General features: G+C 60.8%; 19 protein-coding genes and 1 riboswitch. Of the genes, 9 read left to right on the top strand and 10 right to left on the bottom strand.

Annotated elements, in window-relative coordinates:
- Window positions 1–207 precede the first annotated feature (207 nt).
- The 3 genes from AC06G5_RS28320 (at window position 208) to AC06G5_RS28310 (ending at window position 3402) form a co-directional block, all read left to right on the top strand.
- The gene (locus tag AC06G5_RS28320; RefSeq protein ID WP_480458625.1) at window positions 208–1962 is read left to right on the top strand and encodes a flavin monoamine oxidase family protein; all 1755 of its coding nucleotides are present in this window, start codon (window positions 208–210) and stop codon (window positions 1960–1962) included.
- Window positions 1963–2224: 262 nt separating this feature from the next.
- Entirely contained in the window at window positions 2225–2776 is a 552-nt protein-coding gene (locus AC06G5_RS28315) for a cytochrome b (protein WP_413427637.1), read from the top strand.
- Between the two features lie 32 nt (window positions 2777–2808).
- On the top strand, window positions 2809–3402 hold the full coding sequence (locus tag AC06G5_RS28310; protein ID WP_413427636.1) for a YceI family protein: 594 nt from the start codon (window positions 2809–2811) through the stop codon (window positions 3400–3402).
- Window positions 3403–3639: 237 nt separating this feature from the next.
- Here the strand turns inward: AC06G5_RS28310 and rhlE2 are convergent, their stop codons facing one another.
- From rhlE2 to ahcY, 4 genes are all read right to left on the bottom strand, one after another.
- Window positions 3640–5502 (bottom strand): RNA helicase RhlE2, encoded by a 1863-nt coding sequence (gene rhlE2 / locus AC06G5_RS28305; protein WP_413703891.1) that lies wholly within the window; start codon window positions 5500–5502, stop codon window positions 3640–3642.
- A gap of 223 nt (window positions 5503–5725) precedes the next feature.
- Window positions 5726–6541 carry a substrate-binding periplasmic protein gene (locus AC06G5_RS28300; protein WP_413426351.1) on the bottom strand — a complete coding sequence of 272 codons (816 nt, stop codon included), beginning with the start codon at window positions 6539–6541 and terminating at the stop codon, window positions 5726–5728.
- 193 nt (window positions 6542–6734) lie between these two features.
- Window positions 6735–7580, bottom strand: coding sequence for a methylenetetrahydrofolate reductase [NAD(P)H] (gene metF, locus AC06G5_RS28295; RefSeq protein ID WP_413426353.1), 846 nt, complete (start codon window positions 7578–7580; stop codon window positions 6735–6737).
- 157 nt (window positions 7581–7737) lie between these two features.
- The gene (gene ahcY / locus AC06G5_RS28290) at window positions 7738–9147 is read right to left on the bottom strand and encodes an adenosylhomocysteinase (RefSeq protein ID WP_007975450.1); all 1410 of its coding nucleotides are present in this window, start codon (window positions 9145–9147) and stop codon (window positions 7738–7740) included.
- A gap of 23 nt (window positions 9148–9170) precedes the next feature.
- Window positions 9171–9273: riboswitch (S-adenosyl-L-homocysteine riboswitch) on the bottom strand.
- A 198-nt stretch (window positions 9274–9471) separates the two neighbouring features.
- On the opposite strand from ahcY, the gene AC06G5_RS28285 reads away from it, so the two are divergent.
- Window positions 9472–9873, top strand: coding sequence for an acyl-CoA thioesterase (locus tag AC06G5_RS28285; RefSeq protein WP_413426355.1), 402 nt, complete (start codon window positions 9472–9474; stop codon window positions 9871–9873).
- A gap of 149 nt (window positions 9874–10022) precedes the next feature.
- Here AC06G5_RS28285 and AC06G5_RS28280 read toward each other — a convergent pair whose 3' ends face one another.
- Complete coding sequence (locus tag AC06G5_RS28280) at window positions 10023–11192, bottom strand: MFS transporter (RefSeq protein WP_480458624.1); 1170 nt, start codon at window positions 11190–11192, stop codon at window positions 10023–10025.
- Window positions 11193–11470: 278 nt separating this feature from the next.
- On the opposite strand from AC06G5_RS28280, the gene AC06G5_RS28275 reads away from it, so the two are divergent.
- Together AC06G5_RS28275 and AC06G5_RS28270 are read left to right on the top strand one after the other, a co-directional pair.
- Window positions 11471–12304, top strand: coding sequence for an EamA family transporter (locus AC06G5_RS28275; protein ID WP_480458623.1), 834 nt, complete (start codon window positions 11471–11473; stop codon window positions 12302–12304).
- Between the two features lie 49 nt (window positions 12305–12353).
- Window positions 12354–12737, top strand: coding sequence for an MAPEG family protein (locus AC06G5_RS28270; RefSeq protein ID WP_480458622.1), 384 nt, complete (start codon window positions 12354–12356; stop codon window positions 12735–12737).
- A gap of 120 nt (window positions 12738–12857) precedes the next feature.
- Here the strand turns inward: AC06G5_RS28270 and mltA are convergent, their stop codons facing one another.
- Window positions 12858–14042 (bottom strand): murein transglycosylase A, encoded by a 1185-nt coding sequence (gene mltA, locus AC06G5_RS28265; protein WP_480458621.1) that lies wholly within the window; start codon window positions 14040–14042, stop codon window positions 12858–12860.
- A gap of 128 nt (window positions 14043–14170) precedes the next feature.
- On the opposite strand from mltA, the gene AC06G5_RS28260 reads away from it, so the two are divergent.
- On the top strand, window positions 14171–14620 hold the full coding sequence (locus AC06G5_RS28260) for a c-type cytochrome (protein WP_480458620.1): 450 nt from the start codon (window positions 14171–14173) through the stop codon (window positions 14618–14620).
- Between the two features lie 142 nt (window positions 14621–14762).
- Here AC06G5_RS28260 and AC06G5_RS28255 read toward each other — a convergent pair whose 3' ends face one another.
- From AC06G5_RS28255 to AC06G5_RS28240, 4 genes are all read right to left on the bottom strand, one after another.
- Window positions 14763–15158 (bottom strand): DUF1090 domain-containing protein, encoded by a 396-nt coding sequence (locus tag AC06G5_RS28255; protein WP_480458619.1) that lies wholly within the window; start codon window positions 15156–15158, stop codon window positions 14763–14765.
- A gap of 97 nt (window positions 15159–15255) precedes the next feature.
- Complete coding sequence (gene ligB, locus AC06G5_RS28250; protein ID WP_480458618.1) at window positions 15256–16935, bottom strand: NAD-dependent DNA ligase LigB; 1680 nt, start codon at window positions 16933–16935, stop codon at window positions 15256–15258.
- Window positions 16936–17204: 269 nt separating this feature from the next.
- Entirely contained in the window at window positions 17205–18395 is a 1191-nt protein-coding gene (gene metK / locus AC06G5_RS28245) for a methionine adenosyltransferase (protein ID WP_057398198.1), read from the bottom strand.
- Between the two features lie 18 nt (window positions 18396–18413).
- Window positions 18414–19409 carry an ArsR/SmtB family transcription factor gene (locus AC06G5_RS28240; protein ID WP_413426372.1) on the bottom strand — a complete coding sequence of 332 codons (996 nt, stop codon included), beginning with the start codon at window positions 19407–19409 and terminating at the stop codon, window positions 18414–18416.
- A 261-nt stretch (window positions 19410–19670) separates the two neighbouring features.
- Between AC06G5_RS28240 and tkt the strand changes: the two genes are divergently transcribed.
- Both tkt and epd read left to right on the top strand, forming a co-directional pair.
- Window positions 19671–21668: a transketolase gene (gene tkt / locus AC06G5_RS28235; protein ID WP_413703895.1), complete on the top strand. Its 1998-nt coding sequence runs from the start codon at window positions 19671–19673 to the stop codon at window positions 21666–21668.
- Between the two features lie 186 nt (window positions 21669–21854).
- Entirely contained in the window at window positions 21855–22913 is a 1059-nt protein-coding gene (gene epd, locus AC06G5_RS28230; protein ID WP_008019900.1) for an erythrose-4-phosphate dehydrogenase, read from the top strand.
- The last annotated feature ends 2 nt before the right edge of the window (window positions 22914–22915 follow it).

Raw genomic sequence — 22915 nt, 5'->3', positions numbered from 1 at the left:
GCGGTCCGTTACCTGCGCGGACAAACAATCGCGCAAGCCTATGCAATGCGTGCCACGGGGACAACCCATTGTGTTGAATCAGCTACTTTATCCAGGCCGAAAGACGTTGCTGGCGGGTGTTTGAAGGCTGACGTATCCTTCGCGGTTCTTGAGCCGCCTGGCTCGCAAAAACTGCTGTTTTCCTCGTGTAATTCCGGAGTTCGCTGAATGTCTGTCGGTTGGCTGCGCGCCTGTGCGCTGGTGATGTTGGGGCTGTTCAGCGTGTCTGCGCTGGCCAAGGATAAAACCGCGATCGTGATCGGCGGCGGCCTGTCGGGTCTGACTGCCGCATACGAGCTGCAGAACAAGGGCTGGCAGGTCACTCTGCTGGAAGCCAGGTCGAGCCTGGGCGGCCGTTCCGGCATGGCCACCAGTGAGTGGATCGGCAATGACAAGGCCCAACCGGCGCTGAACAAGTACGTATCGAACTTCAAACTGAGCACCACGCCGGCCCCTGAGTTTGTGCGGACTCCCGGCTACCTGATCGATGGCGAGTATTTCTCCGCGACCGATCTGGCAACGAAGCAACCGGCCACCGCCGAGGTGCTCAAGCGCTTCGACAAGACCGTGGACGATCTGGCGCGCTCGATCGACGATCCGCAGAACCCGGCTGCCAACAACACGCTGCACGCGCTGGATCAGATCAACGTGTCGAGCTGGCTCGACAAGCAGAACCTGCCGGCCACCGCTCGCCAGTTGATCAACCAGCAGATCCGTACCCGCTACGACGAACCTTCGCGCCTGTCGCTGCTGTACTTCGCGCAGCAGAGCCGCGTTTACCGTGGCGTCTCCGATCGTGACCTGCGTGCATCGCGCCTGGTCGGTGGCAGTCCGGTGCTGGCCCAGGCCCTGGTCAAACAGCTGAAAACCATCAAGACCAGCTCCCCGGTCTCGGCGATCATTCAGGACAAGGATGGTGTGACCGTCAAAGTCGACAACGTCAGTTATAAGGCTGACTACGCCGTGCTGGCCGTGCCGCTGCGCGCCCTGAACAAGATCCAGATGACCCCGGCGCTGGACGCCCAGCACCTGGCGGCGATCAAGGGCACCAACTACGGCTGGCGCGACCAGATCATGCTGAAGTTCAAGACGCCGGTGTGGGAGTCCAAGGCGCGCATGTCTGGCGAAATCTACAGCAACACCGGCCTGGGCATGTTGTGGGTCGAACCTGCCCTGAAGGGCGGTGCCAATGTGGTGATCAACCTGTCCGGCGACAACGCGCGGGTGATGCAGGCTTTCGGCGACAAGCAGATGGTCGATCAGGTGCTGATCCGCCTGCATGCGTTCTATCCGCAGGCTCGCGGTTCGTTCACCGGCTATGAGATCCGTCGCTACAGCACCGATCCGTCGACTGGCGGTGCCTACCTGGCCTTCGGCCCGGGCCAGATCAGCAAGTTCTGGCGCCTGTGGGAACGTCCGGTCCAGCGTGTAGCCTTTGCCGGCGAACACACCGACACCCTGTACCCTGGCACTCTGGAAGGCGCGCTGCGCACTGGTCAGCGTGCGGCCAGCCAGGTTGAAGACCTGGCGGCGGGCAAGTCGTTGGAACCCGCGAAAGTGGTCCCGGCAGCTGCTGCTGCGGGCGCTGGTGCGGTGGCGGCGAAGAAAGGCAATTTCTTCAGCAACCTGTTTGGCGGCTCGGATGACGAGAAGAAGCCAGAGCCGGTCAAGGCACCTGAACCCGTTGCGCCGCCAGCGCCTGCTCCGGCGCCAGCCCCGGTCGTCGCGCCGGCCCCGGTGGAAGCACCGAAGCCTGCGACCCCGGTAAAAGCCGAGCCAGCCAAAAAGGCTCCGGCCAAACCGGCAGCCAAGACCGAGGCGAAAAAAGCCCCGGCCAAGGCGCCGGTCAAGAAGGCTGAACCGGCGAAGAAGCCAGCGGCTAAATCGACGGCGACTCCGACAGCGGATGCCAAGACGCAGTAACGTTCAGGCGTAAAAAAGCGCGGCCCAAGGGCCGCGTTTTTTTTGCCTGAAGAAAAACCGGGAACAGAAATCGAATAAATCTTTTGATACAGGTGTTCTCTGGTTTGTATGCACTTTTTCTTACAATTTCGACTTAATCTTTCCTTAACTCGTTGGCTTTAGACTCTTAATCGCATTTTTCGATATTTCAAAGCGAAATTTTCGGCTTTAATTCGATAGATAACTCGATAGTCTTGGGCCAGCACTTACAGGGATCTAGGCAATGCAGCTACGTAACTCTACCTCCCGCTACGGCTGGGTCAGCATCTTCATGCACTGGGGCGTGGCACTGGCCGTATTCGGTTTGTTCGCCCTCGGGCTGTGGATGGTTGGCCTGGGTTATTACGACCCATGGCGCAAGGACGGACCGGATCTGCACAAGAGCATCGGCTTGATCTTGCTGGGCGTCATGGTGCTGCGCGTGTTGTGGCGTTTCATCAGCCCACCACCACCGGCCCTGACCAGCTACAGCCGCATGACGCGTCTGGGCGCCATGCTCGGCCATTTGTTTCTGTATATCTGTCTGTTCGCTGTGATGATTGCCGGTTACCTGATTTCCACCGCAGAAGGTGCCGGGATTCCGGTGTTTGACTGGTTTGAAGTGCCTGCCCTGATTTCCGGACTGCCGGACCAGGCAGATAACGCCGGTGCGATTCACCTCTATCTGGCGTGGGTGCTGGTAATTTTTTCCGGCCTCCACGCGTTGGCAGCATTGAAACACCACTTTATCGACCATGATGCGACCCTCAAGCGAATGCTGGGTCGCAAAGCCTGAAGTTCAACCTCGACTCCCAAGGAAAATAAAGCATGTTGAAAAAGACTCTCGCCGCTCTGGCAATCGGTTCCGCTCTGCTGTCCGCCAACGTGATGGCGGCTGACTACGTTGTAGACACAACCGGCCAGCACGCCTTCGTCAACTTCAAGATCAGCCACCTGGGCTACAGCTACATCACCGGTACCTTTAAGACTATGGACGGCAAGTTCAGCTTCGACGCTGCCAAGCCTGAAGACAGCAAGATCGAGTTCAACGTAAATCCTGCCAGCGTTTTCACCAACAACGCTGAGCGTGACAAGCACATCTCCAGCAAAGACTTCCTGAAAGTGGCTGATTTCCCTAAAGCCACGTTCGTGTCCACCAGCGTCAAATCCACCGGCAAGAACGCCGCTGGCAAAGACACTGCCGACGTGGCAGGCGACCTGACTATCGCTGGCGTAACCAAGCCAGTCGTGGTCAAGGCCACTTTCCTGGGTGAAGGCAAGGATCCATGGGGCGGCTACCGTGCAGGCTTCGAGGGCACTTTCAACATCAAGCGTTCCGATTTCGGCAAGATGATGGACCTGGGTCCAGCGTCCGATGCGGTTGAAATGTACGTCTCGTTCGAAGGTGTCAAAGCGAAGTAATTTTCGCGCCTGACAAAAAACGCCCGCTGCTCATACGAGCGCGGGCGTTTTTTATTGCCTATGCATAGCCTCCCGTAGGAGCGAGCTTGCTCGCGAGAAACCCGAGAACACCGCGGGGTGTCAGGTTTCCAGCGTTATCGTTGACCACCATCGCGAGCTCGCTCCTACAGGTCATTTGCGACGCATAAAAAATGCCCCGGCTCTTTCGAACCGGGGCATTTTTATTGCAGCGATAACTCAGCGATTGCGGGTCAGCAGCGCTGGTTTCTCACCACGAGGACGGCTTGGCAGTTGATCCAGTTGCTCAGGTGTCGGGAAGCGGTCGGCTTTCGATTCCTTGTGCATGATCTTCGGCGCAGGGCCGCGCGGGTTCTGCACGGCCGGCTCGGAGCGCGACTGGTCGTCACGGGCCGGGCGGCGATTGCGCGAGTCTTCGCGACGGGCCTGGCCGTCGCGCGGTGCGCCACTGCGTGGACCGTTGCGCTTGGCCGGTGGGGTGCCAGTGCTGGCGCCATCGCTGTTGCGCGGACCGCTCTGGCGACCCTGTGGCTTGCCGGAACGTGGAGCACCCGAACCTGCTGCGGTGCCTTGTGCCGGAGCACCCGGGCGGCGGCCACGGCCTTGCGCGGGTTTCTGCTGCGGCACGTAGTCGACGCGGTTACCGAAGTTATCGATATCGTCGTCCAGGAACTCGTCCGGGGCACGATCAGCGGCGGCGCGTGGCGGTTGGCTCGGACGCTGTTCGCGGGCCGGAGTACCTTCGCGAGGCTTTTGCTGACGGGCCGGACGCTCACCACGTTCACCTGCCGGTTTTTCCTTGCCCTTGTCCTTGCCTTTGTCCTTGCGACCGCCACCGCTGCCGTTCGGACCGTCGCCGCGCGGGCCACGCGGATTGCGTGGGTTACGCATGTCCGGACGCTCGCGCACTTCAGGTTTCTCGGCTTCCACGGCGCTGGCATCGAAGCCCATCAGGTCGCCATCGGCGATTTTCTGTTTGGTCATGCGTTCGATGCTTTTCAGCAGTTTTTCTTCGTCCGGGGCTACCAGCGAAATCGCTTCGCCCGAACGACCGGCACGGCCGGTACGACCGATACGGTGCACGTAGTCTTCATCGACATTCGGCAGTTCGAAGTTGACCACGTGTGGCAACTGGTCGATGTCCAGGCCGCGGGCGGCGATGTCGGTGGCCACCAGGATGCGCACGGTGCCGGCCTTGAAGTCGGCCAGGGCTTTGGTGCGGGCGTTCTGGCTCTTGTTGCCGTGGATCGCGACGGCGCTCAGGCCGTGTTTGTCCAGGTACTCGGCCAGGCGGTTGGCGCCGTGCTTGGTGCGGGTGAACACCAGCACCTGTTCCCAGGCGCCAGCGGTGATCAAGTGGGCCAGCAAGGCACGCTTGTGGCTGGCGGCCAGGCGGAACACACGCTGTTCGATGCGCTCGACCGTGGTGTTCGGCGGAGTGACTTCGATGCGTTCCGGGTTGTGCAGCAGCTTGCCGGCGAGGTCGGTGATGTCCTTGGAGAAGGTCGCCGAGAACAACAGGTTCTGGCGTTTGGCCGGCAGACGCGCCAGCACTTTCTTCACGTCATGGACGAAGCCCATGTCGAGCATGCGGTCGGCTTCGTCCAGCACGAGGATTTCCACGTGGGACAGATCGACGCTGCCTTGGCCGGCCAGGTCGAGCAGGCGGCCAGGGCAGGCCACCAGCACGTCAACGCCGCGGGACATGGCCTGAACCTGCGGGTTCATGCCGACGCCGCCGAAGATGCAGGCGCTGACGAACTTCAGGTCACGGGCATAGACCTTGAAGCTTTCATGCACTTGCGCGGCGAGTTCGCGAGTCGGGGTCAGGACCAGTACGCGCGGCTGGCGCGGGCCGTGACGCTGGGATTTGTCCGGGTGACCGTTGGGGAACAACCGCTCCAGGATCGGAAGGGCGAAACCGCCGGTTTTACCAGTACCTGTCTGTGCCGCAACCATCAGGTCGCGACCTTGCAACACGGCGGGAATGGCCCGCTGTTGCACCGGAGTAGGCTCGGTATAGCCCGCCGCCTCGATGGCGCGGACTAAAGCCTCGGAGAGACCGAGGGAAGCAAAGGACATGAGAAATCCTGTTTTAGTTAGGGCTTGGCCCAATGGGAGTCTTGCCTGGCGCGAATGGCGTTTAAGAAGACGCTATCCCGTCCGGTCCTGCTGGGTCTCGAAGGCTCGCCTGCAAGCGCTCGCGCGGGCTGTGAAGCTGCGCAGTAGCGGGGTTGAGATGCCTTGAACGATTCCGAGCGTCCGGGCGTGAGCCTGGCGGGAAGGCCGGAGTATAACAGAGCAATCACTGTGCGCTGCTTTCCTGCTGCTCAACGGTTTTTTCCGTGGCGGCCGTGGCCTTTTCAGTCTTCACGCTGACGGCCGGTTCCGCACCATAGCGGGCGCTCAGTTCAGCGTAGGCGGGTTCGCGCTTGAAGCGTTTGAGTTCGGCACCGAAACGCTGCACGAGCAGGTCCATGCCCGCATTGCGCCGCACTGCGAGAAACTGGCTTTGCTGGCTGATGATCGTGGGATTTTCGGTGATCTTGTCGCGGATGCCCAGTTCATCGAGCAAATGCTGGCCGACCCGGCGGTCGGTAATCAACAGGTCGATCCGCCCGCGCACCAGTTTGCCGAAGTTGGCTTCATGGGTGGGGGCCGGCTCGCGGGTGAACAGCGTCGAATCGCTGAAGTCCTTGCTGTACAGGTAGCCTGGCGATGTGCCGATGGTCAGGCCGCGCAGGTCATCAAGGGTGCGAAACGGATGGGGCCGGGCATTGGCGTAGAACATCACGAACTGGACTTCAGACAGTGGTTCGCTGGGGTAGAGCAGGGTGGCATCACGCTCATCGCTGTGAAAGATGTCCAGCGCGCCGTCGGCCTGGCCTGATTCAAGCATCGACAGGCAGCGTTTCCATGGCAGGAACTGCCATTCCACTTCGATGCCCAGGCGCTTGAAGACAATGGCGGTGGTTTCGTAGTCCAGGCCCAGTGATTTGCCGTTGTCTTCATACACATAAGGCGCCCACGGCTCGGTGACAATGCGCAGCTTCTCGCCCCAGGCGGCGAAGCTCAGGCAAGTGAAGACAAGCACGGCGGTCAATTGCGTGATCAAAGGCATGTGCTTGAGATTACGACGAGAAACCGGAAAGAGCCAGAAACTGACTGCAGATGCTCTAACTCCGTGGATTGCCGCACATTAATGGTGCGTTGAAAGCAAAAGATCGCAGCCTGCGAAAGCTCCTGGAGGAGCTGCCGAAGAATGCGATCCATTGATCTTGCTTGTAGCTTTCAGCTTTGAACTGGCCGTTGCTTCAACGCGGCAACTTCAGGTTATTCCACACCGCCAGGCTCGCTTCAGCCTGGTTCAGCGTGTAGAAGTGCAGCCCTGGAGCGCCGCCTTGCAGCAGTTGTTCGCACATCTCGGTGATGACCTGTTCGCCAAAGCGCTGAATGCTCTGGGTGTCGTCGCCGTAGGCTTCCAGTTGCTTGCGGATCCAGCGCGGGATTTCCGCACCGCAGGCATCGGAGAACCGCGCCAGCTTGCTGTAGTTTGTGATCGGCATGATGCCCGGCACGATCGGAATGTTCACACCCAGCGCCCGCACGCGTTCCACGAAGTAGAAGTAGCAGTCGGCGTTGAAGAAGTACTGGGTGATCGCACTGTCGGCGCCAGCGTTGGCCTTGCGCACGAAGTTGGCGACATCCTCTTCGAAATTGCGCGCTTGCGGATGCATTTCCGGGTAAGCAGCAACTTCAATGTGGAAATGATCACCGGTTTCTTCACGAATGAATTCAACCAGGTCATTGGCATGGCGCATTTCGCCACTGGCCATGCCCATGCCGGAAGGCAGGTCACCGCGCAGGGCAACGATGCGCTTGATGCCGGCGGCCTTGTACTGGGCCAGCAGACCGCGCAGGTCGTCTTTGCTGTCGCCCACGCAGGACAGGTGCGGAGCGGCAGGGATTTTGACTTCGCTTTCGAGCTGCAACACGGTGTTCAGCGTGCGATCACGGGTCGAACCGCCGGCGCCGTAGGTGCAGGAAAAGAAATCGGGGTTGTAGGCAGCCAGCTGGCGAGCAGTGGCGAGCAGTTTTTCTTGCCCGGCATCGGTCTTCGTAGGGAAGAACTCGAAGCTGTAGCGACGTTCTTGGGACATGGTCATATCCTTGGAAACACGTAAAGCGGACGCTGACCCCTGTAGGAGCGAGCTAGCTCGCGAAAAACGCAAGAACAACGCATTTATCCAGACAGCACGCGTTTTCGTTAACGTCCATCGCGAGCAAGCTCGCTCCTACACAGGAGGAGCCGGCCGATCAGTAGCGGTAGGCGTGCGGCTTGAACGGACCTTCGACGGTCACGCCGATGTAGTCGGCCTGGGTCTTGGTCAGTTGAGTCACTACGCCGCCGAAGCCACGGACCATTTCCAGGGCCACTTCTTCGTCGAGTTTCTTCGGCAGTACTTCAACGGTCAGGCGCTCGGCTTTCTGGGCTGGCGACAGGTCGGCGTACTTCTGGCCGAACAGGAAGATCTGAGCCAGAACCTGGTTGGCGAACGAACCGTCCATGATGCGGCTTGGGTGGCCAGTGGCGTTGCCCAGGTTAACCAGGCGGCCTTCGGCCAGCAGGATCAGGTAGTCGTCGTTCTGTGGGTCGAAATCACCAGCGCCGGTACGGTGGATCTTGTGCACCTGTGGCTTCACTTCTTCCCATGCCCAGTTCTTGCGCATGAAAGCGGTATCGATTTCGTTGTCGAAGTGACCGATGTTGCAGACAACGGCGCGCTTTTTCAGGGCCTTGAGCATGTTCGAATCGCAAACATTGACGTTGCCGGTGGTGGTCACGATCAGGTCGATCTTGCCCAGCAGTGCCTTGTCGATGCTTGCTTCGGTGCCGTTGTTGATCCCGTCGATGAACGGCGAAACCACTTCGAAACCGTCCATGCAGGCTTGCATGGCGCAGATCGGGTCGACTTCGGAAACTTTGACGATCATGCCTTCCTGACGCAGGGACTGAGCGGAACCCTTGCCCACGTCGCCGTAGCCGATCACCAGCGCTTGCTTGCCGGACAGCAGGTGGTCGGTGCCACGCTTGATCGCATCGTTCAGGCTATGACGGCAGCCGTACTTGTTGTCGTTCTTGCTCTTGGTCACCGAGTCGTTGACGTTGATGGCCGGGATTTTCAGCTCGCCTTTGGCCAGCATGTCCAGCAGGCGGTGAACGCCGGTGGTGGTTTCTTCGGTCACGCCGTGGACGCGATCCAGCACCTGTGGGTACTTCTTGTGCAGCAGCTCGGTCAGGTCGCCGCCGTCATCGAGGATCATGTTGGCGTCCCATGGCTGGCCATCCTTGAGGATGGTTTGCTCCAGGCACCACTCGTACTCTTGTTCGGTTTCACCTTTCCAGGCGAAAACCGGGATGCCGGCAGCGGCGATGGAAGCGGCGGCCTGATCCTGAGTCGAGAAAATGTTGCAGGACGACCAGCGCACTTCGGCACCCAGGGCAACCAGGGTTTCGATCAGCACGGCAGTCTGAATGGTCATGTGGATGCAGCCGAGGATCTTCGCGCCCTTGAGCGGTTGCTCTTCGGAGTACTTGCGACGCAGACCCATCAGGGCCGGCATTTCCGACTCGGCGATGATGGTTTCGCGACGGCCCCAGGCAGCCAGGGACATGTCGGCAACTTTGTAGTCGGTAAAATCTGCAGGCGTGATAACAGCGCTCATGATGAGCCTCCATTCGTAATGTATGCGAATGGGCGCCGTTGTGCGTTTAGTGTCGGGCCGGTCAAGGCCTGGCAACGCCCCATCCGAGCCTGACAGGTCTAGCCTGCTGCAGCGCCCCTCGGACAGGTGGCGGGAAAACGGTATCAAGTAGAGGTTACCGTTTTGAAACGGGGGCGATTATAGCGGGCTATGCTGATCTTCCAAAGCGTTTCTGTCAGTCAATGTCCGAACGGTAATCGCGACCATAGTCGAAGCTTGATAGAGCTCTAGCCCGGGCTCTGCCATGATGCCGGGCATCAATCGGCAAGATGGTCAGGAGTGAATATGAATTTCCACACCCGCAAATGGGTAAAACCCGAAGACCTCAACCCTAACGGCACTTTGTTCGGCGGTAGCCTGCTGCGCTGGATCGACGAAGAGGCGGCGATCTACGCCATCGTCCAGTTGGGCAACCAGCGTGTAGTGACCAAGTACATTTCCGAAATCAACTTCGTCAGCGCCTCTCGCCAGGGCGACATCATCGAACTGGGCATCACGGCTACCGAATTTGGCCGCACCTCGATCACCCTGACGTGTGAAGTGCGCAACAAGATCACCCGCAAAAGCATCCTCACCGTTGAAAAAATGGTGTTCGTGAACCTCGGTGAAGACGGCTTGCCGGCACCTCACGGCCGGACCGAGATCAGGTACGTCAAGGACCAGTTCAAGGATGACGCCGGCGTGTAGGAGCGAGCCTGCTCGCGATGGTCGTTAACGATAACACTGGGCACCTGACACCCAGTGGTGCTCTCAAGTCCATCGCGAGCGTGCTCGCTCCTACAGAGCGGAATACCCGTGGCAACGGTCGTAGCTAAATGACCCGCCACGGGTGATGTTCAACCCGCCACATCAAGCACAGCCGCAGCGCGCCGCTGACGATAGATGAAGAACAGTGCAGTCGACACGGTCAGCCCGCTGACCAGCGCACCGGTCCATGGCAAGTCCGCCAGATCCGCGCCGCTGGCCACCACCAGTCCGCCAATCCATGCCCCGGCGGCGTTGCCGAGGTTGAAGGCGCTCTGGTTCAAGGTCGAGCCCAGGTTCGGTGCTTCATGGGCCTGATCGATGATCAGCAGTTGCAGGATCGGGCACAGAGCAAAGGCAAACGTTCCCCACAACACCAGTGTGATGGCCGCCGGGATCACCGAATGGCTGGTTTGCGTGAATGCCGCCAGCACCACCAGCACCGCCAGCGCCATGCCCACCAGCGAAGGCAGCAAGCGACTGTCTGCCAGACGGCCACCGAGCATGCTGCCGGCGGTCAGGCCAACGCCGAATAGCAGCAGCATGATGGTGACGCCGTGGGGGCTGACGCCGGTGATGTCCTGCAGGATCGGCGCGATGTAGGTAAACACACTGAACAGGCTGGTGGAGGCCAGCACGCTCATGCCCAGGGCCAGCAGTACGTTGGCCTTGCCCAGCACCTTGAACTCGCTGGCCAGGTTGGCTTTATCCATCGCGATGTTTTTCGGCAGCCAGACCCATTGCGCAATCGCGGCCAGCACACCGATCACCGACACCGCCCAGAAGGTCGAGCGCCAGCCTGCGTATTGCCCGAGTGCGGTGCCCAGCGGCACGCCGAGCACGTTGGCCAGGGTCAGGCCGGTGAACATCAAGGCAATCGCCTGCGCCCGTTTGTTGGTGGCCACCAGTCCGGCGGCCACCACGGAACCAATTCCGAAAAATGCGCCGTGGCACAGTGCCGTGATCACTCGCGCGGCCATCAGCGTGGCGTAATTCGGCGCCAGCGCGCAGAGCATGTTGCCGAGGATGAACATTAGCGTCATGCCCAGCAGGGTGGCCTTGCGCGGCATGTTGGCGGTGCCGACGGCGAGGATCGGTGCGCCGAACACCACGCCCAGGGCATAGCCGGTGATCAGCAGGCCGGCGTCGGGAATGCTCACGCTGAGGTCGCGGGCAACGTCGGGCAGCAGGCCCATGATGACGAATTCGGTGGTGCCGATGCCGAAGGCGGCAACAGCGAGGGCAAGTAAAGCGAGTGGCATGCGCAAGGTCTCTGTCGGTAGTCTTGACGCTGTGATCAGGCATACGCAGGCCGACGGCCGTTCTCGACGAGAGCGGGCCGGGCAGAATTTTTATTGGAGTTAGTCTGTGCGCAACTGAGTGCGGCGTGGTCGCTTGCAGTATAAACAGCCACTGAAATATGGCGAATCAATTCTCTATTGCCTTTGTAGGAGCCGGCTTGCCGGCGATGGCGTTCTTAAGGTCGTCATCGCCGGCAAGCCGGCTCCTACAAGGGGCGGGACAAAATAAGGAGTAGGCCGTGCTTGCAACGGCGTTGGTGTTGGTGGCAGCGCTGTTGCATGCGGCGTGGAATACCCTGATCAAGTTCAGTGCGGAGCGGCTGTTGGTGGTGGCCTGCATGGACAGCGTGGCGCTGCTATTTGTCGCGCTGATGTTGCCGTTCCTGGCCGTGCCGCCGCTGGAGATCTGGCCGTGGATCCTGGCATCGGCGGCATTCGAGTTGCTCTATCGCTATTTGCTGATCCAGGCCTATCGGGTCGGCGACCTCGGGCTGGTTTATCCGCTGATGCGCGGTCTTTCACCGTTGGTGGTGTTGGCGCTGACACTAATCTTTGCCGGAGAAGTGCTGACCCATCAGCAGATTTTCGGAATCCTCCTGATCCCGTTCGGCATGCTGTGCCTGCTCTGGCAGGGTGGCGGCGGTGCGCGTTTGCCGTGGTCGATGCTGCCGGTGGTGGCGTTGATCGGCTTGTGCATCGGTTGCTACACCTACATCGACGGTCAGGCGTTGCGGCGTTGGTCCCATCCGCTGGATTACCTGGTCTGGGTCACGTTGCTGAGCGCCTGGCCGTTTCCATTGCTGGCCTGGGTGCGCAAGCGCCCGGCATTCAAGTTGTTCTGGCGCGAGCAATGGCGGCTGGGCCTGGCGGTCGGGTTCTGCGTGTTGTTCAGCTACGCTTTGGTGCTGTGGGCGATGCAGATGGGGTCGATTGCCGAGGCCGCAGCGCTGCGTGAGATCAGTGTGATCCTGGTGGTGCTGTTCGGCATGCGCTACTTGAAGGAACCATTCGGCCGGCCGCGGCTACTGGCTTGCGGGCTGGTACTGATCGGCATGCTGGTGATGAAGTTTTGATCGCCCCGATGGAATTCGACTCTCTGTAACCTGAAGAAAGGACGGCGTTATGACGGTGGCTCTGTGGTGCATTCTGATCGCGATTTTCCTGCCGTATGTGTGCACGTGGATCGCCAAGCTCAGTGGCGGGTTCAGGCTGAAAGACAATCATGACCCTCGGGGCTTTCTCGACAATCTGGAAGGCGTCGGCAAGCGGGCGAATGCCGCACAACTGAACAGTTTTGAAGTGATCCCGGCGTTCGCCGCTGCAGTGATCGTGGCGCATCTGGCCGGCAATGCCGAACTGGTGACGATCAATGTGCTGGCTGTGCTGTTCATTACCAGCCGCCTGCTCTACATCATTTGCTACCTGGCGGACTGGGCGACGCTGCGGTCGCTGGTGTGGTTCGTGGGGATTGCGTTGATTGTGAGTTTCTTTGTGGTGTCGGTGTAAACGAACTTCGCTGACAAAGTAGACCTGTATGAGCCGGCTTGCTGGCGATAGCGGGGTGTCAGGCAACATCGTTGCCGATTGATCCGCCGCCATCGCCGGCAAGCCGGCTCCTACAGATGCTCAGGGCTTGGTTTTCTCTGCATCAGCCACCTGCGGCACTTGCGGCAGCGCAGCACCCTTGGGCCAAAGCATCCAGATCTGCCCCTGTTGTTTCATGTCCCCGGCCAGTTGCCCGGCCGCATCGCCGGTGCCCCAGAACAGATCCGCCCGCACCTCGCCGGCAATGGCGCCGCCGGTGTCCTGTGCTGCCACGGGGCGAACCAGGGCTGTGCCGTCCGGCCTGGTGGTGGACAGCCACAGCAGGCTGCCCAGCGGAATCACCTTGCGATCCACCGCCGCGCTGTAACCGGCGGTCAACGGTACGTTCAGCGAGCCGCGCGGACCTTCGTTGCTGTCCGGGTTGCGGGTAAAGAACACGTAGCTGGGGTTGCTGCCGAGTAGTTCGGGAATCCGCGTCGGATTGGCCTTGGCCCAGGTGCTGATGGCACCCATGGTCACGTCTTCTTTTTTCAATTCGCCCTGTTCCACCAGCCAGCGGCCGATCGGTCGATACGGATGGCCGTTCTGATCGGCGTAGGCAATACGCAACTGGCGGCCATTGTCGAGCTGGATACGACCCGAACCCTGGATTTGCAGGAACTGCAGGTTCATCGGATCGGTCAGCCAGGCCACGACCGGCGCCTTGACCCCTTTGCTTTCGATGGTCGCCGCATCGTCGTATGGCTTGAGTACGCGACCTTCGAGTCGACCGCGCAGGCGTTTGCCCTTGAGTTCCGGGTAAATGCTGTCGAGGGCGACGACGATCATGTCTTCGGGGATGCCATAGACCGGGACATTGGCAGCGCTGGTCTGGGTCAGGCTGCCGGGATAGACCGGTTCGTAGTAGCCGGTGATCAAGCCGTCGGGATTGTCGTTGGCGGCGCGCAGGCCATAGACGTCGAGGTTCTGTTTGAGAAAGCCGCGAATGTCGCTGGCGGTTTGCGGCACGTTGGCAGCCGCTGCGCAGGTGCCGCCCCAGACCGGGTCGGCCTTGAGTCGGGTGCAGGCGCTACGCCACGAACCGAAGCCGGCGACCAGGTCGTTGTCGGACACTGCCGGCAGTGCTTCCCATGTGGCAGTGGAGTAGGTGGCCAGGGCATGGGTTTTCGGTTGTTTATTGTCGCCACCGGTGCAGCCTGCGAGCAGGGCCACCATTGGCAGGGTCCAGGCCAGGCTGTGACGCCATGCCTTGAAACGGCTGTTCATGGAGTGATTCCTTTGCCGGTTGCCTGAGCGCTCCATGCGCTCAAACAACCCTTATTGATAATAGGGCTATTGGTCTTTGCCGATGACGCGAGGATACTGGCCGCCGTTTCCCGTGACTTGAAGCCTCCATGACTCTTAAAAGACTTTCTGTTGTATTGCTGGCCTGCCTGACGTTGTCCGCTTGTGGCGGCGTCGACCCCAATTCGCCGCTCGGCCAGCGCAAGAGCATTTTCAAGCAGATGCTCAAGACTGGCGAAGACCTGGGTGGCATGCTGCGTGGGCGCATTCCGTTCGATGGCCCGAAGTTCGCCGATGGCGCGGTGAAACTCGATGTGCTGTCCCGTGAGCCGTGGCAACATTTTCCGCAGGTCCGCGAGGAAGATCACACCAGCGCCAAGAGCGATGTCTGGGAGCAGCAGGCGCGTTTCCAGGCAATGGCCCGTGACCTTGAATCCGCCACCGGTGAACTGGTGATCGCCAGCCAGGTTCAACCCTACAAGGCCAGCAACCTGGGGCCGGCGGTGCAGAAAGTCGAAGATGCCTGCAGTGCGTGTCATAAGGCGTTTCGGGATCATTGACTGGCGTTGCCCGGTCTGACGTCTTCGCGAGCAAGCCCGCTCCCACAGGGAATTTGTGCCACACGACAAATCCCCTGTGGGAGCGGGCTTGCTCGCGAAGGCTGCTTCGGCAACACCGAAGACCTCTGTTCGTTACCAGTGATTACTTATCCAGCTCATCCAGAGCTTCCTGCAATTCCTTGCGGGCATCGGCGAGCTTGTCTTTGCGCTTGTTGATCTTGTCGGGGTCGCCTTTGCTCATGGCCTTGTCGAGGTCTGCCTGACGCTTGCTGACTTCGTGCCTGGCGTCGAGCACCTTGTTTTCCCGTTCCTTCTTCAGCGAGGCATCGGTGCAGTTCGCTTCGACTTCGCTCAGGGCTTTTTCCAGGCCTGCCTGCTGGTCGGCGTTGCCGTGGACCTTGGCCAATTCGATCTGGTTGACGATACCTTGCTTCTTGGCGGCGCAACCGGTCAGCCCAGGCGCTTCTTCATCTGCCATCAACGGGGTGGCCAGTACGCTGCAAAGGGTCAACAGGGCGAGCGGTGAAAGAAGTTTCATAAAAGCTCCATGTAAGAATGCAAGCGGGCCGGTGTGGCGATGGCTTGTTGGAGCCCGGCGGTCCCCCTTGGGTTCCCGCTGGGCGCAGGGCCGGCAGCTAAAAGCCGTCAATCCCCGCATCACGTAACGTTTTACTCAAGGCCAGGACCTGCGGATCGCGGAAAAAAGCGTTCAGCTGCGCCGCGCGTCCTGGCCCAATACCAGCCTCGGCCCGCCATTGTTCGATGTCTCGCTGCGCCAGGGCCTGCCATGAGTCGCCAGGGTGTGCCTGACCTGTCGGCGGCATTCCGAGGGCTTTCAGCCAGTGCGCGAACGGGCGTTGCCGGGCCTGGTTGAAACTGTCTGCAAGGCGAGCCGCGCTGCGCTCGCCGAAACCGTCAATGGTAGCAAGCTCTTGGACATCGAGGGTCAACCAATCCAGCAGACCGTTCAGGCGACCTGTTGCAAGAAGTTTTTCCCAAGTCCCCGGACCCACATTAGGCAGCGCCAGCCCCTGTTTGCTGCTGAGCCAGGTCAGGCGCGCGAGAAACTGGCTTTCACAGCCTGGCGTCGGTTGCCAGCAACTCAATGAATGAAAGTCCGCCGCCAGCGGTGCGTTCATTTCGGCGCGCTCGCTGCTACGCAATACAACGCTATCGAGCCTGGGAATGGTCAGCCCGGCCAGGCTGATGGCGACCTGATCACCCGGACGTATGTCCAGTGTCTGCCAGCGCTGTAACGAGCTGACGCTGACGCGTTTGATCTGCCGGTCGTCGAGCGTCACCGGGGTCAGCTCGAGTACCGGAGTGATCCTCCCGGTCCGGCCGATCCTGAAGTGAACATGGCGGACTTCGGCCAGTGCCTGGGCGAAGGGGTATTTCCAGGCGATGGCCCAGTAGGGCGACCGCGCCTGCCAGCGTTCGGCGGCGGGGCGCTGGTTCTGGCGCAGGACGATGCCGTCGCTGGCAAAGGGCAGGGGGGAGCGATACCAGTGTTCACGCCAGCGCTCGGCCTCGATGACGGAGGTGATCGGCTGGCTGTATGCCGTGGTACTCGGGAAGCCCAACACACTCAGTGCGGCGGCACGCGCGGGCACGCTCGCCGGCCCTTGGGGCCAGTCCCAGACAAACAGATCGATTTCGGCGGCCTGTTCGGGGCTCAAGACCTTGCGCGCCATCAGGCCCGCCACCGTGCCGCGAGCGTTGAGGCTGCCGGCCTGGGCTTGCACATGATCGGTCAGGCGCCAATACAGTTCGCCTTGCACGAGCAAGTCCCGGGTCTGCGACAGGCGTTGCGGGATGGCCGGAATCTGCCGTGCCGGAACCGTCCAGTCCTGACCGCTTTTGCCGTCGCCACGGCTGATGGCCTGGGCCAACAGGCCGTTGCGGTAAACCAGGGTCACCGCCACGCCATCGATTTTAGGCTGGGCCCAGACGTCCACCCGGTCACTCAGCCATTTTTCGACGGCGGGGCGATCGTGCAGTTTGTCCAGGCCGGTGTGGACGATGGGGTGGGGCAACTTGCCGCGTGCAGTGCGCAAGGGGTCTGCGGGCGGGCTCAGGTTGAAGCAGTGGCGCCATTGGGTGAGTCGCGCGCGGGACTGGTCATAGAGTTCATCGGCGACCAGTGAGCGTCCCAGGCGGTGGTAGCTGTCGTCCCAGAGATCGATTTGCTGTTGCAGTGTGCCGACTTCGTTCAGGGCGCGTTCGGGTGGCCAGTCCGGGCAGTCGGCGGCGCTGGCGGTCAGGTGGGCAAGGGTCAGTAGAGTGGCGAAAAACAGGCGCAGGTCCGGAAGCATCTTGAGCGTCCTTGCTCGGTGAGGTGCGTGAAGGCTAGGTCAGTATCAGTTGGCGCAGAGAAGGGGTGTTTTGCCGGGTATTTCTGGTGGCTTTGCCGGCCTCTTCGCGAGCAAGCCCGCTCCCACAGGGTTATGAGTTGGTCAGAACGCCGCCGTCTACTGTGGGAGCGGGCTTGCCCGCGAAGGCTGCGACGCGGTGTAAAGCGAATGCCAATAAAAAGCCCCGCAGGGCGCGAACCGTGCGGGGCTTCGGGTGTTGCGGGGAAGTCTTACAGGCCGGCAGCAGCGCGCAGGGCGTCGGCGCGGTCGGTTTTTTCCCAGGTGAACGTGGTGAAGGTGTCTTCGCCAACGGTCTTGGTTGCCGGGGTGCGACCGAAGTGGCCGTACGCAGCGGTTTCCTGATACATCGGGTGCAGCAGGTCGAGCATGGTGGTGATCGCGTATGGACGCAGGTCGAACACTTCGCGGACCAGCTTGATGATCTTGTCATCGCTGATCTTGCCGGTGCCGAAGGTGTTCAACGAGATCGAAGTCGGCTGGGCAACGCCGATGGCGTAGGACACCTGAATCTCGCAGCGCTCGGCCAGGCCGGCGGCAACGATGTTCTTGGCCACGTAACGACCGGCGTAGGCGGCCGAACGGTCAACCTTCGATGGATCTTTACCGGAGAACGCGCCACCGCCGTGACGGGCCATGCCGCCGTAGCTGTCGACGATGATCTTGCGACCGGTCAGGCCGCAGTCACCCACCGGGCCGCCGATGATGAACTGGCCGGTCGGGTTGATGTGGAACTGGGTGTCTTTGCTCAGCAGTTCGGCAGGAAGCGCGTGCTTGACGATCAGCTCCATCACGGCTTCGCGCAGGTCTTTGTACGAGACTTCAGGGTTGTGCTGGGTCGACAGGACTACCGCGTCGATACCGACAACCTTGCCGCCTTCGTAACGGCAGGTGACCTGAGACTTGGCATCCGGACGCAGCCAAGGCAGCAGGCCGGATTTACGGGCTTCGGCCTGGCGCTGTACCAGCTGGTGCGAAAAGGTGATCGGTGCTGGCATCAGCACGTCGGTTTCGTTGCTGGCGTAGCCGAACATCAGGCCCTGGTCGCCGGCGCCCTGATCTTCAGGCTTGGCACGGTCGACGCCCTGGTTGATGTCAGGGGACTGCTTGCCGATGATGTTCATCACGCCGCAAGTGGCGCCGTCGAAGCCGACGTCGGAACTGGTGTAGCCGATATCGCAAATCACATCACGAACGATCTGCTCCAGGTCGACCCAGGCACTGGTGGTCACTTCACCTGCAACAATGGCCACGCCGGTCTTGACCAGGGTTTCCACCGCTACGCGAGCGTGTTTGTCCTGGGCAATGATGGCGTCCAGCACTGCATCGGAAATCTGGTCGGCGATTTTGTCCGGATGCCCTTCAGACACGGACTCGGAGGTGAAGAGGGAGTATTCGCTCATCTCGATGTTTTCCTGAATTTACCGATGGTGAGTGTCGCCAGCCGGTCGCTGAAAATGGCGGACCTGGATCTGGAAACCATTGCGTAAGCCTACATAGAGGCTTTCCCCGGGAGCGAGTCCCGCAGCGGTGGCCCAACGGGCCAAATCGTCCTGTTCAAACCCCAGCCAGAGATCACCGCAGGCCTCCTTGGCCCAACTCTGGTTGTGGCTACATAACTCTGTCACTAACAGGCTACCGCCAGGTTGCAGCAAGTGGGCCATGTGCTTGAGCGCATCGGCCGGCGCGGCAAAATGGTGCAGCACCATGTTCAGCACCACGCAATCGGCCTTGAGGCTGACGCCGTTCAATGCATCGGCCAGTTGCAGGCTAACGTTAGTCAGTTTGTCGCGTTCGCAGACCTGGCGCGCCAGTTCGAGCATCGCGGTGCTGTTATCCAGCGCCGTGACTTGCGAGAAGCGGCGCGCCAGTTCCGGCAGGAATGCGCCATCACCGGGGCCGACTTCAATGGCCGTGGCGTCTTTGTCAAAGCCCAGCTTGTCGAGCAGGGCCACCACGCTTTCGCGGTATTGCGGCAGGCCGGCGATCAAGTCTTGCTGGGCGCGAAACTTCTCCGCTACCCGTGAGAAAAAGTCCTGGCTGGCGGCCGCGCGTTGCCCATGGACCTGGGCGATGCGCGACTGTACGTCGGTCGGCAGCGTCAGGTTGTCCACTTCTTCGAGCAGGGCTGCGTGCAATTTGCCGCCCAGCAGCTCGGTGTGGGGCAGGGCGCGACGGTAGAAAATCGCGTTGCCTTCGCGGCGCGTTGCCACCAGGCCGGCCTGGGCCAGTACCTTGAGGTGGTGGCTCATGCCTGACTGGCCGATGCCGAAGATCTGCGCCAGCTCCAGCACGCCGAACGAGTCGTTGGCCAATGCGCGCAAAACATTCAACCGCAGGGGATCGCCGCCAGCCTTGCACAAGGCCGCCAGCTCATCGCAATCGTCATGTTGAATGGAGGGCACGCGTAAATTCATAAGGCCGGCAGTCTAGTCACGGGTCGAAGGCATCGCAAGAGCAATATCAAAAAGTTTTGATATTGCTCGATGGATGGCACTTCCTGACGTTAGGTTCAGTCAACTAAGTCAGAGCAGAAAGGTTTCATCACGTTAATACGTCGTTATCCATTGGAAAAACGCCTCCAGATGACTATCTGTCATTGCCCCGAGGCGGCCCGGTGAGGGAAAATGCTCGCCTTTTTTCCGTTTCGTTTTATTCAAGCCCCCAGGAGAACAGCGATGCCTAGCCGTCGTGAGCGTGCCAACGCCATTCGTGCCCTCAGCATGGATGCCGTGCAAAAAGCCAACAGCGGCCATCCCGGTGCCCCAATGGGTATGGCGGATATCGCCGAGGTACTTTGGCGCGACTACCTCAAGCACAACCCGAGCAATCCATCGTTCGCCGACCGTGACCGCTTCGTGCTGTCCAACGGCCACGGCTCGATGCTGATCTACTCGCTGCTGCACCTGACCGGCTACGACCTGTCGATCGACGACCTGAAACAATTCCGCCAACTGCACAGCCGGACCCCGGGCCACCCGGAACTCGGCTACACCCCGGGCGTGGAAACCACCACCGGTCCACTGGGCCAAGGCCTGGCCAACGCCGTGGGTTTTGCCCTGGCTGAAAAAGTCATGGCGGCGCAGTTCAATCGTCCTGGCCACAACATCGTCGACCACCACACCTATGTGTTCCTGGGTGATGGCTGCATGATGGAAGGCATTTCCCACGAAGTCGCTTCCCTGGCCGGCACCCTGGGCCTGGGCAAGCTGATCGCCTTCTACGATGACAACGGCATCTCCATCGACGGCGAAGTCGAAGGCTGGTTCACCGACGATACGCCGAAGCGTTTTGAGTCCTACAACTGGCAAGTGATCCGCAATGTCGACGGTCACGATCCGGAAGAGATCAAGACTGCGATCGATACGGCACGCAAGAGCGCGCAGCCAACCCTGATCTGCTGCAAGACCACCATCGGCTTCGGTTCACCGAACAAGCAAGGCAAGGAAGATTGCCACGGCGCCCCGCTGGGTGACGCGGAAATCGCCCTGACCCGTGCGGCGCTGAAATGGAACCACGGTCCGTTCGAAATCCCGGCCGATATCTACGCCGAGTGGGACGCCAAGGAAGCCGGTCGCGCTGTGGAAGCCGAGTGGGACCAGCGTTTCGCGGCCTACTCCGCAGCATTCCCGACCGAAGCCAACGAACTGATTCGTCGTCTGAGCGGCGAGCTGCCGGCCGACTTCGCCGAGAAGGCCGATGCCTATATCGCCGAAGTCGCTGCCAAGGGCGAAACCATCGCCAGCCGTAAAGCCAGCCAGAACGCCCTGAACGCGTTCGGCCCGCTGCTGCCAGAGTTCCTCGGCGGTTCGGCTGACCTGGCCGGTTCCAATCTGACCCTGTGGAAGGGTTGCAAAGGCGTCACCGCCGAAGACGCCAGCGGCAACTACATGTACTACGGCGTGCGCGAGTTCGGCATGACCGCGATCATGAACGGCGTTGCCCTGCACGGCGGCCTGGTGCCTTACGGCGCGACCTTCCTGATGTTCATGGAATACGCCCGCAACGCGGTGCGCATGTCGGCCCTGATGAAGCAGCGCGTGATCCACGTCTACACCCACGACTCCATCGGTCTGGGCGAAGACGGCCCGACTCACCAGCCAATCGAGCAACTGGCCAGCCTGCGCTGCACGCCGAACCTCGATACCTGGCGTCCGGCCGATGCCGTTGAATCGGCGGTATGCTGGAAGTACGCACTGGAGCGCAAGGACGGTCCTTCGGCCCTGATCTTCTCGCGTCAGAACCTGCAGCACCAAACCCGCAATGCGATTCAGATCGAAGAGATCGCGCGTGGCGGTTACGTGTTGAAGGACTGCGCAGGCGAGCCTGAACTGATCCTGATTGCCACGGGTTCCGAAGTGGGTCTGGCGGTTCAGGCTTACGACAAGCTGACCGGGCAAGGCCGCAAGGTGCGCGTGGTTTCCATGCCGTGCACCAGCGTGTTCGATGCCCAGGACGCCGGCTACAAGCAATCGGTCCTGCCGTTGCAGGTCAGCGCCCGTATCGCCATCGAAGCTTCCCATGCCGACTACTGGTACAAGTACGTCGGCCTGGAAGGTCGCGTGATCGGCATGACCACCTACGGCGAGTCGGCGCCTGCGTCGGCCTTGTTCGAAGAGTTCGGCTTCACCCTGGAAAACATCCTGGGTCAGGCTGAAGAGCTGCTGGAAGACTAAGCACCGTGCGGTGGTCTCACGACCGCCGCCGTCCCCTGTAGGAGCGAGCTTGCTCGCGATGGTCGTTAACGATAACGCTGGCTGTCTGGATGAACGCGTTGTCCTGAAGTCCATCGCGAGCAAGCTCGCTCCTACAGGAGGGTGTTGTTAACGAGAATTCGTTTGCCTGCGTCTATCGAGAACCCCATGCCTCAACCGCGTCCCTACAAAGTTGCACTCAACGGCTACGGCCGGATTGGTCGTTGCGTCTTGCGTGCGTTGTTCGAGCGAGGCGACAAGGCCGGGTTCGAGATTGTCGCGATCAACGATCTGGCCGACATGGCCAGTATCGAATACCTGACACGCTTCGACTCCACCCATGGCCGGTTCCCCGGTGAAGTGAAAGTCGACGGCGATTGTCTGCATATTAATGGCGACTGCGTGAAGGTCCTGCGCAGTGCCACCCCCGAAGGCATCGATTGGGCATCCCTGGGCATCGATCTGGTGCTCGAGTGCTCCGGTGCTTATCACACTCGCGAAGACGGCCAGCGTTTCCTCGACGCCGGCGCCCCGCGTGTGTTGTTTTCCCAGCCGATGGCCAGCGAGACGGACGTCGACGCGACCATCGTCTATGGCGTGAACCAGGATTGCCTGACCGGCGACGAGTTGCTGGTGTCCAACGCGTCCTGCACGACCAACTGCGGCGTGCCGCTGCTGCGCCTGCTGAATCAGGCCATTGGCCTGGATTACGTGTCGATCACCACCATCCACTCGGCCATGAACGATCAGCCGGTCATCGATGCCTATCACCACGAAGACCTGCGCCGCACCCGTTCGGCGTTCCAGTCGGTGATTCCGGTGTCCACCGGTCTGGCGCGTGGCATTGAACGCCTGTTGCCGGAACTTGCCGGACGAATTCAGGCCAAAGCCGTACGGGTGCCGACGGTCAACGTGTCCTGCCTCGATATCACGATGCAGACCGCCACCGCGACCGACGCCACCGAGGTCAACCGGATACTGCGCGAAGCCGCCACCAGCGGCCCGCTCAAAGGCCTGCTGGCCTACACCGAGTTGCCTCACGCAAGCTGTGATTTCAACCATGATCCACATTCGGCGATCGTCGATGCCAGTCAGACCCGAGTTTCCGGCCCGCGGCTGGTGAACATCCTGGCCTGGTTCGACAACGAATGGGGGTTTGCCAACCGAATGCTCGACGTTGCAGAACACTATCTGCAAATAGCTTCATCCAAAAAAACTGCTCTCTAAAC

The organism is Pseudomonas sp. WT-JTC, from assembly GCF_056711565.1.
The sequence above is the reverse complement of the archived record's forward strand: the minus strand, read 5'-3'. Positions and strand labels throughout refer to the sequence as shown.